The organism is Xanthomonas sp. MUS 060, assembly GCF_000963215.1.
In the GTDB taxonomy this organism is placed as follows: domain Bacteria; phylum Pseudomonadota; class Gammaproteobacteria; order Xanthomonadales; family Xanthomonadaceae; genus Xanthomonas_A.
The window spans coordinates 38,817-52,828 of sequence record NZ_JZIM01000012.1 but is presented as its reverse complement, the minus strand read 5'-3'; the positions used below and the strand labels follow the sequence as shown (position 1 = coordinate 52,828).

The 14,012-nt window shown below is 64.1% G+C and carries 17 protein-coding genes; 3 read left to right on the top strand and 14 right to left on the bottom strand.

The genetic code is table 11. The features are described from left to right. Positions 1-24 precede the first annotated feature (24 nt). Positions 25-1,371, top strand: coding sequence for a voltage-gated chloride channel family protein (locus XANALMUS060_RS11760; protein ID WP_045738572.1), 1,347 nt, complete (start codon positions 25-27; stop codon positions 1,369-1,371). 144 nt (positions 1,372-1,515) lie between these two features. Here the strand turns inward: XANALMUS060_RS11760 and XANALMUS060_RS11755 are convergent, their stop codons facing one another. The 14 genes from XANALMUS060_RS11755 to XANALMUS060_RS11690 all read right to left on the bottom strand — a co-directional run bounded on the left by XANALMUS060_RS11755 (position 1,516) and on the right by XANALMUS060_RS11690 (position 12,679). After that, positions 1,516-2,172: a cytochrome C biogenesis protein gene (locus XANALMUS060_RS11755; RefSeq protein ID WP_152640487.1), complete on the bottom strand. Its 657-nt coding sequence runs from the start codon at positions 2,170-2,172 to the stop codon at positions 1,516-1,518. Next, positions 2,169-2,624, bottom strand: a complete 456-nt coding sequence (locus tag XANALMUS060_RS11750; RefSeq protein ID WP_045738571.1) for a cytochrome c-type biogenesis protein — start codon at positions 2,622-2,624, stop codon at positions 2,169-2,171. Before XANALMUS060_RS11750 ends, XANALMUS060_RS11755 begins: the two co-directional genes overlap by 4 nt. Next, positions 2,621-3,166, bottom strand: a complete 546-nt coding sequence (locus XANALMUS060_RS11745; RefSeq protein ID WP_045738570.1) for a DsbE family thiol:disulfide interchange protein — start codon at positions 3,164-3,166, stop codon at positions 2,621-2,623. Before XANALMUS060_RS11745 ends, XANALMUS060_RS11750 begins: the two co-directional genes overlap by 4 nt. Continuing rightward, positions 3,163-5,148 (bottom strand): heme lyase CcmF/NrfE family subunit, encoded by a 1,986-nt coding sequence (locus tag XANALMUS060_RS11740; RefSeq protein ID WP_045738569.1) that lies wholly within the window; start codon positions 5,146-5,148, stop codon positions 3,163-3,165. Before XANALMUS060_RS11740 ends, XANALMUS060_RS11745 begins: the two co-directional genes overlap by 4 nt. A 37-nt stretch (positions 5,149-5,185) precedes the next feature. Beyond that, positions 5,186-5,653 carry a cytochrome c maturation protein CcmE gene (ccmE, locus tag XANALMUS060_RS11735; RefSeq protein ID WP_045738568.1) on the bottom strand — a complete coding sequence of 156 codons (468 nt, stop codon included), beginning with the start codon at positions 5,651-5,653 and terminating at the stop codon, positions 5,186-5,188. Continuing rightward, on the bottom strand, positions 5,637-5,852 hold the full coding sequence (gene ccmD, locus XANALMUS060_RS11730; RefSeq protein WP_045738567.1) for a heme exporter protein CcmD: 216 nt from the start codon (positions 5,850-5,852) through the stop codon (positions 5,637-5,639). Before ccmD ends, ccmE begins: the two co-directional genes overlap by 17 nt. Next, positions 5,849-6,661, bottom strand: coding sequence for a heme ABC transporter permease CcmC (ccmC, locus tag XANALMUS060_RS11725; protein ID WP_045738566.1), 813 nt, complete (start codon positions 6,659-6,661; stop codon positions 5,849-5,851). Before ccmC ends, ccmD begins: the two co-directional genes overlap by 4 nt. A gap of 10 nt (positions 6,662-6,671) precedes the next feature. Continuing rightward, positions 6,672-8,021: a S8 family serine peptidase gene (locus tag XANALMUS060_RS11720; RefSeq protein WP_045738605.1), complete on the bottom strand. Its 1,350-nt coding sequence runs from the start codon at positions 8,019-8,021 to the stop codon at positions 6,672-6,674. A gap of 2 nt (positions 8,022-8,023) precedes the next feature. Beyond that, positions 8,024-8,665, bottom strand: coding sequence for a hypothetical protein (locus XANALMUS060_RS11715; protein ID WP_045738565.1), 642 nt, complete (start codon positions 8,663-8,665; stop codon positions 8,024-8,026). After that, complete coding sequence (locus XANALMUS060_RS11710) at positions 8,662-9,246, bottom strand: sigma-70 family RNA polymerase sigma factor (protein WP_045738564.1); 585 nt, start codon at positions 9,244-9,246, stop codon at positions 8,662-8,664. The genes XANALMUS060_RS11715 and XANALMUS060_RS11710 overlap by 4 nt, the downstream gene beginning before the upstream one ends. 63 nt (positions 9,247-9,309) lie before the next feature. Further along, complete coding sequence (locus tag XANALMUS060_RS11705) at positions 9,310-10,071, bottom strand: hypothetical protein (protein ID WP_235430468.1); 762 nt, start codon at positions 10,069-10,071, stop codon at positions 9,310-9,312. Between the two features lie 176 nt (positions 10,072-10,247). Then, positions 10,248-10,646, bottom strand: a complete 399-nt coding sequence (locus XANALMUS060_RS11700) for a c-type cytochrome (protein WP_045738563.1) — start codon at positions 10,644-10,646, stop codon at positions 10,248-10,250. A gap of 29 nt (positions 10,647-10,675) precedes the next feature. Further along, positions 10,676-11,974 (bottom strand): cytochrome C, encoded by a 1,299-nt coding sequence (locus tag XANALMUS060_RS11695; protein ID WP_235430472.1) that lies wholly within the window; start codon positions 11,972-11,974, stop codon positions 10,676-10,678. A gap of 135 nt (positions 11,975-12,109) precedes the next feature. Beyond that, positions 12,110-12,679: a cytochrome b/b6 domain-containing protein gene (locus XANALMUS060_RS11690; RefSeq protein ID WP_235430470.1), complete on the bottom strand. Its 570-nt coding sequence runs from the start codon at positions 12,677-12,679 to the stop codon at positions 12,110-12,112. A gap of 245 nt (positions 12,680-12,924) precedes the next feature. On the opposite strand from XANALMUS060_RS11690, the gene XANALMUS060_RS11685 reads away from it, so the two are divergent. Together XANALMUS060_RS11685 and XANALMUS060_RS11680 are read left to right on the top strand one after the other, a co-directional pair. Beyond that, on the top strand, positions 12,925-13,341 hold the full coding sequence (locus XANALMUS060_RS11685; RefSeq protein ID WP_045738560.1) for an FdtA/QdtA family cupin domain-containing protein: 417 nt from the start codon (positions 12,925-12,927) through the stop codon (positions 13,339-13,341). A 3-nt stretch (positions 13,342-13,344) separates the two neighbouring features. Next, on the top strand, positions 13,345-14,010 hold the full coding sequence (locus XANALMUS060_RS11680; RefSeq protein ID WP_045738559.1) for an acetyltransferase: 666 nt from the start codon (positions 13,345-13,347) through the stop codon (positions 14,008-14,010). Positions 14,011-14,012: the final 2 nt, after the last annotated feature.

Here is a 14,012-nt window from a genome sequence, read left to right as displayed (position 1 = left end):
TATCCATTCGCGCGGATACCACCGATGCCTAAATTCCAACGTCCCGAACAGTTCGATGTCGTGCCTCATCTGGGCAAATGGCTGCTCATTTCCAGTGTCGTGGGAGGGATGGCAGGCAGTGCCTCGGCACTTTTTCTGTGGTCCCTTGACCGTGCCACGGCTTGGCGCGAAGCACACCATTGGGCGATCTGGTTGTTGCCTGTCGCCGGATTCGGCGTCGGTTTGGTCTATCACCTGCTGGGCAAGGCGGTCGATGGCGGCAACAACCTCATCATCGACGAGATCCATGACCCGAAGAAGGTCGTGCCCTTGCGCATGGCACCGCTGGTGCTGGGCGGTACCGTGGTTTCGCATCTGTTCGGTGCCTCGGTGGGGCGCGAGGGAACGGCAGTGCAGATGGGCGCAGCCTTGGCCGACCAACTCACCCACGTATTGCGCATGCGGCGTCAGGACCGGCGCATCCTCTTGATGGCGGGCATCAGCGCTGGTTTCGCGTCGGTATTCGGGACACCGTTGGCAGGCGCGGTGTTCGGCCTGGAAGTGTTGGCGATTGGACGCATGCGCTACGACGCGTTGTTCCCATGTATCGTCGCCGCGATCATCGCCGACCAAGTTTGCTTGGCCTGGGGCATTCATCACACAGCGTATGCGATAGGTCAGTTTGTTCCGGTCGGTGCCGGAAGCGTCATGGCCGTGGTCGCCGCGGGAATCGTGTTCGGTCTGGTCGGCATGCTGTTTGCCACCACCACGCACTGGCTTGGCGCTTTGGTCAAGCGCACGATCGGTTACCCGCCCTTACGGCCGGCCATTGGCGGCATCGTGATCGCGGCAGCAGTCTGGGCACTCGACGCCTACCATTATGTCGGCCTGGGCATTCCCGATATCGTGCGTTCGTTTCAGCAACCGATGCCGCCGTTGGATTTCCTCGGTAAATTGGGATTTACCGTGACCTCGTTGGGGAGCGGCTTCAAAGGCGGGGAGGTCACGCCGTTGTTCTATATCGGTGCCACGCTCGGCAACGCGTTGGCGCCGCTGCTGCATCTGCCATTTTCGTTGTTGGCCGGGATTGGCTTCGTTGCGGTCTTTTCCGGCGCGGCCAATACGCCGATCGCCACCACGTTGATGGCGATGGAGTTATTTGGCGCCGACATCGCTCCACTGGCGGCCATCGGCTGCGTCACGGCCTATCTGTTTTCCGGTCACAGCGGGATCTACCGTTCCCAGCGCGTGGGGCATGGTAAATATCGACGCGGTGCGCAGAAGCTTGCTCAGATTGCCGGCCTGGCTTCCCGACTGCGTCGCGTTGGACAGTCGCAGCAAACGTCGCCAACCTCGCAGACACAGGATCGCAACGATGAGCGCATGCGATGAATGAGCGTGGCAGTGCAACGGCACAGCGCCTGCGGCATGTTGATCGGGATGGTGCGGGCATTCGCCTTTTGGTTTCTTGATTGGGATCTGCTCAAGCCATTGCTCAGTGCCGACTCACGGGCGATCGTGAGTCGCCTGAGGCGCTCAAGGGTTGAGCGAGCGGGGCGCGGGTGCTGTGGTGCCGGCTCGCTTCTGTGCAATGGCGATCTTCTGCGCCACTGCTGCACGCAGTGGCGTGGCCTGCGGCAGCAGACGTTGTAGCTGGCGCCAGTACGCGGCGGCTTGCGCGTAGTGTTGTTGCTGGAATGCGGCGATGCCGAGCATCCACAATGCACGCTGGTTGTCCGGTTGCAGTGCCAGAACCCGTTCCAGTCTGTCGCGCGCTATCGTGACGATGGCGAAATCGGGGCGTTGTGCCATGTCCGCTTCGACCCAGCCGAGTAAGGCGTCGATATTGTCCGGGGCGAGTTGCAACGCCTGCGCATAGGCTTGCTCTGCGTCGGCGTGGCGTTGTGCCTGCTGTGCGTCCCAACCTTGTTGCAGCAGAGTGGGGAGCGTCTTCTGGAGACCTGATGAAGGCATGGCGGACGCTGCCGGTTGCAGCGGCACGCCAGCCAGTGCGCCGGGATCGCCGATGGACCAGTACACACTGGCGCCAAGCATGGGCAAGGCGATGGTCAGCACGGCGGCGCTCGCATAGTGCGCACGCCTACCATCGCCACGGGCCAACAACGGACGCAACACGGCGGTCAGGGCAATCCCGAGCATCGTGGCGACCGTCAGCACGAAAATCGCGATCACCAGCCATCCTCCGCTTCCGGCTGCGCTGCGCCTGCATCGGGCCCATGTCGGCGCTGTCGCAGTGTCGCCACGACCATGCCAGCGCCTGCGACCAACAACAGGGCCGGCCCGAACCACAGCAGCCAGGTGGCCGGCGCCAGCGGCGGGTCGTACAGCACGAAGTCGGAATAGCGCGCCACCATGTACTGTTTGATCTGCGCATCGCTACGCCCCGCTTGCAACTGCGCGAACACTTGATGGCGCAGGTCGCGCGCCAGGGGTGCGTCAGAGTCGGCCAGGTTTTCGTTCTGGCAGACCAGACAGCGCAGTTGCGTGGTCAACTGCTGAAAGCGTTGCTCCTGCGCGTGATCTTTGAATGGCAGGGGATCCACCGCCTGAGCGAAGCTTGGCAGACTGCAGGCGAGCCACAACAACGCCAGCAACAGGCAGCAGCGCAGGCGCAAAGCGTTCATCGCCGCTCCTCCGCAAGTAGCGCTGCGATGGCTGGGCGGAGTTCTTCGGCGAGCACCGCCTGGGTCAGGACGCCGACGTATTTGTAGCGCACCACACCATGTGCGTCGATCAGAAAGGTCTCTGGCGCGCCGTAGACGCCGAGGTCGATCGCCTGCTGGCCGTCTTCGTCGACCAACACCAGCGCATACGGGTTGCCGCGTTGTGCAAGCCAGGCTGCGGTGTCGCGCGGATTGTCCTTATAGGCGTATCCGATCAAGGCCATGCCTAGCTTGGGTGCCTGCGCCATCAGCAGCGGATGCTCCTCGCTGCAGGCCATGCACCAACTGCCGAAGACGTTGAGCAGATATGGACGACCGCGTAGCGCGGCGCTGCCACTTTTTTCAGTGGGACGATCCAGGCGCGGCAGCGAAAATGCGGGCACCGGCTTGCCGAGCAACGGCGATGGCAGTGCGCGTGGATCGTGGGTGCGGCTCCACCATAACCCGACTCCGAACAGGATGACCAACAGCAGGAAACCGAGCAGCGGCAGCACACGGCTCATGGCGTCGCCCCCATCGTCTTCGCCGTGCTGCTCGCGAGGGCGGCTGTTGGTGTGTTTTCATCGTGCCGTGCACGCAGCCGGCGCGCGCCAGCGCTGACGAAGCCGCCGAGCATCATCAGCAGGCCGCCTGCCCAGATCCAGCGGATGTAGGGTTTGTCGTACAGGCGCACGGTCCAGCCGTATTCGATGTGCTGGTCGTCCAGCGGCTCGCCCAGGGCGACATAGAGATCGCGCACAATGCCGGCGTCGATCGCCGCCTCGGTTTGGATGCGTTCGCTGCTGTACAAGCGTTTTTGCGGATGCAACACCGCCACCGTGGCGCCATCGCGCAGCACGGTCAGCGTGCCTTGTTCGGCTTTCCAGTTGGGGCCGTCGAGCAGGCGCACGCCATCGAAGCGGAAATCGTAGGCACCGATGCGGGTGCTTTGTCCTGGATTCAGGCGCACGTCGCGCTCCACCGACAGACTTTCCGACAGCAACACGCCGGCGACGAATACCGCCACGCCGACATGGGCCAGCAGCATGCCGGTCATCTCTGCCGGAAAACGGCGGCCGCGTGGTGCCTCGCGCCAGCGCGTGTAGGCATACAGGGCGGTTCCCACGCCGACCCATGCCGCCGCTGCAACGCCTAGCACCGCGCGCAGGGTGCCGGCCGTCAGCAGCCAGGCCAGCAGTGCGCAGCCCAGTGCGGCCAGGCCGGCGCGTGCGGCCACCGCGCGTAGCGCGCCGGGTTCGGTGCGACCCCAGCGCAGATAAGGACCGAGTGGCATGAGCAGTACCACTGGCAGCATCAGCAACGGGAACAGTAACCCGAAGTAGGGCGGTCCCACCGAGATCTTGCCCAGCCGCAGCACCTCGCCGAGCAGGGGGAACAAGGTGCCGAGCAAGACCATCGCCGCGGCCACGCTCAACATCAGATTGCCGACCAGAATCGCGGTTTCCCGCGATAGCGCGGTAAACGGTTTACCTGCCGCCAGCCGTGGCGCGCGTAATGCGTACAGCAGCAGCGAGCCGCCGACCGCCAGTACCATGAAACCGAGGATGTACAGGCCGCGACGCGGATCGGCGGCGAAGGCGTGGACCGAGGTCAGCACGCCGGAGCGGACCAGAAAGGTCCCCAGCAGCGACAACGAAAATGCCATGATCGACAGCAGCAACGTCCAGGCACCGAGCGCACCGCGCTTTTCGGTCACCGCCTGGGTATGGATCAGCGCAGCGCCGACCAGCCATGGCATGAAACTGGCGTTCTCCACCGGGTCCCAGAACCACCAGCCGCCCCAGCCGAGTTCGGCATAGGCCCACCAACTGCCGGCGACGATGCCGGCGGTGAGGAAGCCCCAGGCGACGTTGGTCCACGGGCGCGCCCAGCGCACCCAGGCCTGCTGCTGTTCGCCGCCTAGTAGCGCGGCGATGGCGAAGGCAAAGGCGACCGAGAAACCGACGTAGCCGGTGTAGAGCACCGGCGGGTGAAACACCATGCCGGGGTCCTGCAACACCGGATTGAGCTCGCTGCCGTCGCGTGGCATCGGCGAGAGTCGTGCGAACGGATTGGAGGTGAACAGGACGAAGGCCAGAAAACCACTGGAGACCAGTCCCAACACAGCGAGCACGCGCGCGGCGAAAGCTTCCGGCAGGTGTCGTCCGCTCCACGCCAGCGCCACCGTCCACAGGTTGAGGATGGCGATCCACAGCAACAGTGAGCCTTCGTGTGCGCCCCACACCGCCGCCAGACGGTAGTACCAGGGCTGCGCCAGATTGGCGTTGGCGGCCACGTAGCGCACCGAGAAATCCAGGCGCCATAGCGCATACGCGAGCAGCGCGAAGGCCAGCCAGGCGAACCCGGCCTGCGCATACGCCGCTGGCCGCGCCACTGCCATCCAGGCGCGCTCGCCGCGCCAGGCGCCGAGCAGCGGCAGTACGCCTTGCACAAGCGCCAATAGCAACGCCAGGATCAATGCGCACTGGCCCAGTTCGGCACTCATCGCGGCACCATGACGTGGTGCGCGGCCATGTGCAGGCTCATGGGTGCGACGTGACCACGCTGGTGCCGCTGTGCGGGTGCGCGGCGTGGGCCTGGGCCATGGCGTCCTTCAGTTCCTGCGGCATGTAGGTCTCGTCGTGCTTGGCTAGCACTTCGGTCGCGACGAAACCCGCGCCTTGCATCGAACCGGTGGCAATCACCGCCTGGTTATCGCGGAACAGGTCCGGCAGGATGCCGGTATAGGTCACGGTCGTGGCACCGGCTTTGTCGATGACAGTGAAGTCCACGCGCAGGGAATCGGTGCTGCGTCGGATCGAACCGGCCTTGACCATGCCGCCGAGACGGAACACACGATAGCCTTTCGCCGCACCCGCCTGTACCTGGCTCGGGGTGAACAGGTAGCTGATATTGTGTTGCAGGGCCAGTACGAACAGGCCGCTAGCCAGGGTCGTCGCACCGAGCAATAACAGGACCAGCAGCAAGCGGCGTTTACGGGTGGGATTCATCGTGTTGCCAGGTGCCGGCGGAGGCGCCGCGTGCGCGGCGGGCGTGTTCGCGCATGACATGCGCGCGGGCGGCGGCGAGCAGGCGGCGTTGCCGCACGCGCGGCAGCACATAGTCCATCACTAGCACCAGCAGTGCCAGTGCGTAGGCGGTCCACACGTAGACGGCATAGCCGGCCATGGCCCAGAAGCCGCTGTTCATTGCGCATGCTCCGGTATCGACATCGACGAATGCGCATTGGCCGGCAACCGTGACGACGGTTGTGCGGCCATGGCGATCGTGCGCACCCAGGCTTTGCCGCACTCCAGCGCCAATAGATCGTTGCGCATGCGTGCCAGTAGGCTCGCCAGGTAATAGCACTTGCTTGCCAGCATCGCAGTCAGCAGCGGCCACAACATGGATAGGGGCATCGTCGAGGGGCCGAGAACACGCACCGTAGAGCCTTGGTGCAGCGTATTCCACCATACCACGGAGAAATGCACGATCGGCAGATTCAGCAGCCCGACCAGCGCCAGCAGCGCCGCGGCGCGCGCGCCCTGACGTGGATCGTCGATGGCGCGGTGCAAGCCGATCACGCCCAGATACAGGAACAGCAGCACCAACTCGGAGGTCAGCCGTGCATCCCAGGTCCACCACGCGCCCCACATCGGTTTCCCCCACAGTGAGCCGGTGCACAGGGTGATGAAGGTGAATGCCGCGCCGATCGGCGCCGAGGCCATGCACGCCACTTCCGCCAGCTTGATCCGCCACACCAGCGCGATGAATCCGCTCACGCCCATGGCGGCGTAGACGAACAGGCTCATCCAGGCGCAAGGCACGTGTACGAAGATGATGCGATAGGCGTCGTGCTGCTGGTAGTCCGGTGGAGCCAACACCAGGCCGCCGTAGAGGGCGATGGCGCCAAGCACGACGGCCGCGCCAAGGCTCCAAGGTCGCACACGAGCGGCCACGCGGAAGAAGGTCGGCGGTGACGCCAACCGGTGCAACCACGCCGGAATCCACGAGGTCATGGCGCAGCACTCACTGAACGCTGCGGCGGATGCCGGGCAGGGCTTGCACCGCCGCCAACGCATCCACTTGCAGCAGGCCATCGCGTTGCTGGCTGGTACGCAGTAGTAAATCATGCACGCTGCGCGCGTCCAGATGTGGCGAGAGCGCCAGCAGCAACGCGACCACGCCACTGACGTGCGCGGTGGCCATCGACGATCCGGAGGTGAAGTCGTAGCCGCCGTCGGGTTGGGTGGTGAGGATGTCCTGCCCAGGCGCGCTCAGCACCCCCGGTGGTGCCGGCGTGGTCGCACTGCTACGGACCACGATGACACCGGGCGTGTTGTCGGGAAAGCCGTTCATACGCCCGTCCGGCGGCATCGCCGCGACCACGATGCGGCCCTGTCGCAGCAGTTGTTCCAGCAGTTTGCGCAGCAGTGGGTCGGCGGGTCCGCCCAGGCTCAGGTTGACGATGCGTGCGGGGGTATCGCCGATTGCCGCCAGCGCCTTGGCCAGAGTGAAGGAATTGCAGCCAGCACCAACGCCGGGTTGTTGCGGATACCAGCAGGCTTTGTACACGTCCAGCATCGCCTTGGGGGCCATGCCGACGATGCCCAGATGGTTGTTGCTTCCGGCGCCGATGATGCCTGCCACTTCGGTGCCATGGTGATCGCGGTTGAACGCGGTGGGATCGGCGGCGACCAGGTCGCGCACGTTGCGTAAGCGTCCGTGCAGGTCCGGATGGGCGGTATCCACGCCGGTGTCGACGATTGCCACGTCAACGCCCTGGCCCTGGCTCAACGCCTGCGCGGCGGCGGCGTTGGTGGCGACGAAGCCGCGTTGCATGTCCACGTAGGGATCGTTGTAGCGTAGCGCCTGTGGCGAGGAAGTGGACCTCGGCGCAGGCGCAGTTGCGGCTGCGCTTGGATCTGCATAGGTACCGAATTCCTGCAGCGGCTGCGATAGCGCGACGCGCTCGTCCTTGGCCAGTTGTGCGAGCAGTGCCTCGCGGTCGCTGCCGGGTGCAGGTTCCAGCACCACGCAGTACAGGCCCAACGCCTTGATCGGCCAACCGGCGACCTGACGTAGGCCGTAACGGCGATTCAACGCCTCCAGCGTGGCGACCGCCTGGGTGCCGGCGCCGTAGTAGCGCGCGGAAGCGTAGCCGAGCAGATCCGAGCCGGCATGGCGGCTCGGCGCGGCCATCGGGTTGGCGACGGCAAGGACGATCTGGCGCTGGCTGTCCAATGCCGGTGACGGGTCCTGATGCGGCAGTGGCGCATTGCTGGCGTGGGCCGTGCCGGTGAGCGCGCCGGGTGCGCTGTGGGCACAAGCGGCGAGGATCAGGCAGGTCGCGAGCAAGCTGACGAGACGTAGGCGCATGGTCATGGCGCGGAAATCGGCTCCGCTAAACGGATACCGGTGCTGGCGCGCAACTGCTGCAGGTTACGTTGTGTCTGTGCCGCGGCGTTTGCCTGCGCCGGTGCCACTGTGTAGCCGCCAGCGCCATTGGGGCCGTCGATCACACGCAACTGTAGCTTGTGCAGCAGGGCGTCCCAGTCGGCCAGGGCCATGCGTGCGTCCGGCACCACCCGGATCGCCCCGGTGGCCACTGGCGGCGCGGTATCGCTGAGGGTGCGGTAGACGGTGCCGCGGTCGTGATCGGCCGACAATCTGACGCCAAGCACGCCCAGGCCGACAGCCTGCAAGAGGGCCGCTGCGACCAGTGCCCGTGTGGTCCAACTGGAGCGCGGACGCAGCGCTGGCTGTTGCGTTACTGGCGTATCCAACTGTTGCAGCAGGCGTTGCAGGCCGGCTTCGGCGTCCACGGGTACATCGCTGGGTAGCGACATCGCCATACGCAAGCGGCTCTGCTGCGCGAACTCGGCGCTACAGAAGCGGCACTTGGCCAAGTGTGCCACCAACCATTCGTTTTGTTCTTCCGTGGCGCTGCCTTGCAGCACCCACGGCATGAGATCCCAGGCATGTGTGCATTCGTTGCCTGGCTCGTTGCAGCCTGTTTTCATGAAACGCTCCCCTTCAGCGTTGACGTGTCGCCGGCCAATCCCGGCAATACATTGCGAAGCTTGACTCGCGCATGGAAAAGGCGAGCCTTGATGGTGCCCACCGGGCACTGCATGATCGCCGCCACCTCTTCCAGCTTGTGGCCCAGGCCGTACACCAGTTCCACCACCAGGCGCTGGTCGGTCGATAGACGTTCCAACCCTTTGCCTAGCCAGTCGCGTAGTTCGCGGTCTTCGTCCGGATCCGCTGCGCTGACGTGGTCCTCGGCGTTGGCGTCGTCGTCGATGGCGTCATCGCAGTGGTGGCGAATCGCCTTGAGTCCGCAGCGGTAGGCGATGCCCATGATCCAGGTCGAGACTTGCGAGTCGCCGCGAAAATCGCGGGCTTTTTGCCACACGATCCAGAAGCAATCGTTGATGGCTTCTTCGATGATGTCCGGGCGCCGGGTCAACCGCGATAGGAACCGGCACAGACGCCCATGGTAGGCGCGATACAGACGCGCCAGCGCATCGCGGTCGCTGGCCGCCATACGCTGCAGCAGCATGCGGTCGGTGGCATCGCCGAGTAGATCGTTGTCGTTCATGGGGGAGGACTTGGCAACGGACACACGTATGTGTGGAAGTGGGAAGGAAAGGTTGCACCGGGATCAGAAACGGCGTGAGACGCTGGCCACCCAGGGCCATAGGCCGTGGTCTGGGTAGCCGGTATGGGAGTTGCTGAATATTCGGTTCAGTTCCACGTTCCAGTGGCCGGTGGTGTAGATCAGCCCGGCGTGTCCGTAGTTGTAGTGCGATGTGTGTTCCATTCCATAAATGGCCGCTGGCGCCTGACTGACGCCGATCCCGGCCGACAACGACAGCGCACCGATCAATGGCTGATGTGTGCTCAGGTCGGCGGCGCCGTACCAGCGCTGCCTCAGGCCGTTGTCGGGCATCTGGAACGCAGCCAGGGAAATGCTGAGGCGGTCGCGGTAGGTCCAGCCGAGGCTGGCCTCGTTGCGGTTGAACATCCGGTTGATGCGATTGGTGGGATAGCTGTAGCGCAGGACTTCGACCTGCATCTGCCAACTGTCGGACAGGGTCCAGTTCCGCGACACTCCAGCGCTGACCATCAGGATTTTGCCCGGGGCGTTCAACGCGGAGCTGGCCGAGACGCTCACCGACCAGTCCGGAGCGGGCAGCCAGAACAGCGTGCCTTGCAGGACGCTGGTATCGCGGGTCAGTGCAATGCCGCGATCAACCAGTTGCGAGCTGAGCCCGGCGGCACCACCGAAATCGCTCGCAGCGGCCACGTCGGATATCGATGCGGTCGCGATGGTCAGCGCCAGTAGAGGTCCGGCGGCCTTAAGCTGCGGTGCCGGCCAATGTCCCACGAATGGGGTGGCGACCTGCAAGAACCTGTTCAGCATGCCTGAGCAGGCCTGCGGCAATCTAGGACAAGGACAACGGCGTGGGTAAAAACGCTAACGAAAACGGGACTGGAGTGCACGGGGGGCTCGATGCTCGCAGGTCAGGGCTTCCAGCTTGGCACGGCACGATGGCCGGCCAAGCCGGCCACCGAATATGACCTGATCGCGCAGCGACTTCAATGCAGGCTGTGCAGATAAGAGATCAACTCCTGTAATTGTTTTTCGTCGTCGAGTCCGTCGTACTTCATCTTGGTGCCTGGCAGTGCCTTGGACGATGTTTGTGACAAGTAGCTGTGCAGCTTCTCGTCGCTCCAGGTCCACTGGCTTTGCTTCATGGCGTCGGAATAGTTGAAATCCGGCACGCTGCCGGCACGACGTCCGGCCACTCCGAACAGGCTGGGGCCTTTCTTGTTCTTGCCAGCGGTGGCGCTGTGGCATTCGGCGCACTCGCTGGCGAACACGCCAGTGCCAGGTGGGCCGCTGCCGGCATGTGCGGCGGGTACAAGGGCCAGGCTCAGCGGCAACAGAGCGACGATCAGGGTGCGCCACAGCGCGATGGTGTTGGCCGGTTTCATGATGAATGAGGTTCTGGGCATGAGGGAGATCAGAAGGCAAGGCTCAGCGACAAGGCGAACTGGCTGAGGTCACCCGGGCGGGTGGGTGGCAGCGCCCCGAAAATATTACCTGTGGTGCCGTTGAACTTGCTGAAACGGAACCAGCTCGCTGATAGGCGCAGGTTGGAGATCGAAGAGAACGAATCGTCCTTACCGAATGGCGCCCAATAGGCGACGACCAGATTGCTTGTGGTGTCCGGGGCGCCATACGGGCGATAGCGGAACGGATCGTTCGAGCCGGTGTTGATGAAGTGCGCCAGCAGCACGCCGTAGGTTTGCTGGTAGGCGTAACTGAGGCTGACCGATTGGTCATGGATGCTGGCGCGGCGCGCGCTGCTCAGGCCGGGGGTGGTCGGGTCGAACAGCGTACTGCCGTAGCGGCGGCGCTCGTAGATGTCGAGATAGCCGAGTTTGAGCACGTGTTCGCGGGTACCCAGGAACTGGTAGTTCAGATCGTAGCCCAGGTCGGTGTAGGTATCGCGCGGGCCGGTGTCGCGTGGCAACTGGAGGTGGGTCGTCAGGGCGATCACGCCGGCGGAGAAGAACTGTTTTTTCAAGTCCTTCATGTAGCTCAGCCGCAGGTAGCCGGTATCGCTGAGCTTGCCTGGATCGCCACCGATGTCGTAACCCAGTTTGTCCTGGGTGGACACGGGCAGCGCGGTGTAGGTGCCGACCTCGCCATACCAATTGCGATCGTAGAGACCGTAGACAGTGGCGCCGATCACCCGGTTGGACAACGCGGATTGGTTGAGCAAGGTGGTCGAACTGGGGTATGCGGATGCCGGGCCGAGGCCGGAGGCATTGGGCAGCATGCCGATCGGATCCTGGGTGCCGGGATTGTTGTTGACGCTCACGCCCACCAGCGCGTCCTTGCCGCCGACCTGGAAGGTCTTGGCGACGGCGCGCAGATCCACGTTATCCAACTTGGTGGTGTATTTGTTGTTGCCGTTGTTGGTGGTGCTGACTTCGATATAGCCACCGACGTTGTCGGTGATGCGGCCCGCCAGATACAGGTTGGCTGTGCTTAAGCGCGCAGGGCTTGGGCCGTGCTTGGGCACGCTTTGGGTCGCGGTGAGTTCCGCGGAGACAGGAATCTTGGTGCCTTTGCCGTCGCTGTCGGTAAAACCGCTCATCTTGAAGCGAATGCCGTAGGGAGTCAGTGCCGGACCATAGGAGCCGATGTGGCAGTCCGCGCACGAGGAGCCTGTCTGCCGCGCGAAGGCCGGAACCGCTGCCGCACGTGGGCTAAGCACCAGTAAAAGCGAGCCGAGCGCTGACCACAGCAACATTTGCTCGGCGCCGCGTGTCCTGTCGTGACGGGAGAAGGAAAAGACGGACGGGACGTAAGGCATGCGATAGGTCCTTGGGCTGGTCGGTTCGGCGACGGGCGGGATCGTGGGGAGGAGGGGAACGCAACACGGGATTCAACGGCGAGGCAGGAACGGCAACATGCGTCTGAGTACCTCGTCGCGGCGGACGAAGTGGTGCCACAGCGCTGCGCCGATATGCAGCACGATCAGACCGAGCAACACCCAGGCAGCATCAAGGTGCCATGCGCCCAAGGTGTCGGCCAAATCAGGGTCCGCTGCGACAAATGTCGGCAGCGTCGCTCCCAACAGATGCACCGGCTTGTCCAGCGCCTGACTCAGACCAATGCCCAGCACCGGCAGCGTCAGCAACAGCGCGTACAGGACGAGATGCGTCAGTGCCGCCATGGCGCGCATCAGCGCCGAGCCGACCTCGGGATCATGCCTGCGGCCGAGCCGCAGGCGCAGTGCCACGCGCACGCAGAACAGCACGAGGACGAACAGGCCAAAGTGGCGATGACCTTCCAATAGCCATTGGCGCAGCATTCGCCCATCGAGCTCTTCGCGCAGCAGGATCAGGCCGGCCGCCAACACCAGGCACAGCACGGTGAGCCAGTGCAGCCATACCATCGGGCGCGGCAAGGCGGAGGAGGGCACGGACCCGATGGGAACGTGCGACGTCGTCATTTCTGCATCGGCCTGTGTGGTGGAAGTCATGGCCTTGTCGCTTTGGTCCTGGTGAAGCGATATCGGGGGCAGTGGCATGGGGCGGTGCGCCGCTGCAGCGGTTGTCCTGCATAGGTGCCGGGGAGGCGGAAAAAGGTTGCATGGTCGCGACGACATCGCCGCAATTGCCTTGTCGGCAACCTTTCCGCAGGCCCGCGGCACTTAACCGGGATACTTGGTGATGGGGTCCGAGTCCGGGCACGCTTATGGCAATCGAACGCATCCAGTTGCGGACACACGGCGATGAGCGCGGCTTGCTCGTGGCGCTTGAACAGCAGCGCGACGTCCCTTTCGATATCCGTCGCGTCTACTATCTGTTCGCCACCAGGAACGGTGTGCATCGCGGCCAGCATGCGCATCGCCGTCTCAACCAACTGGCGGTGGCCCTGCACGGCTCGGTGTCGTTTCTGCTCGACGATGGCAGCGGGCCGGTGCAGGTCGTGCTGGACGATCCGCGTCAGGGCCTGCTGCTCGGCAGCATGGTCTGGCGCGATCTGTACGATTTCAGCCACGACTGTGTGCTGATGGTGCTGGCCGACCAAGCCTACGACCCAAGCGACTATATCCTCGACTACGATGAATTCCTGCGCGAAGCAGCAGGTGTGCGCCGGCAGGAGGCCTAGCTCGTGGCGCGTGCATTGGTCATCATCGGTGCGGGCGAGTTGGCCCAGATCGCCTGCGAGTACTTCACCCACGATAGCGATTACGAGGTGGTGGGCTTCAGTGTGGAGCGCGCCTACCTCACCGCCTCCAGCCTGGCCGGACTGCCCGTGGTGCCCTACGAGGAGTTGGAGCGGCTGTATCCTGCCTCGCAGGTGGAGGCTTTCGTGGCGATTCCCGCCAGTGGGCTGAATCGATTGCGCACACGCTTTTATCTCGACGCCAAGCGCCGTGGCTATCGCATGGCCAGCTATGTCAGTTCGCGTGCGTTCGTGTGGCATAACGTGGAGATGGGCGAGCACTGTTTCGTGTTCGAAGGCAATGTACTGCAGCCGTTCACCCGGGTATGCGCCAACTGCATTCTGTGGAGTGGCAATCACATTGGCCATCGCACGCTCATCCAGGAGCATGTCTTCATCGCCTCGCACGCGGTGATTTCCGGTTATTGCGAAATCGGCACCAGCAGCTTCGTCGGGGTCAACGCCACCCTCAGCGACAAGGTCAAGGTCGCCGCCGACAACGTGATCGGGGCTGGAGCCTTGATCACCCGAGATACCGAGCCAGGGCGAATCTACGTCGGCTCGCCGGCACGCGCGGTGGCCGGCAAGTCGAGTTTCGATGTGGACCTGTGAGA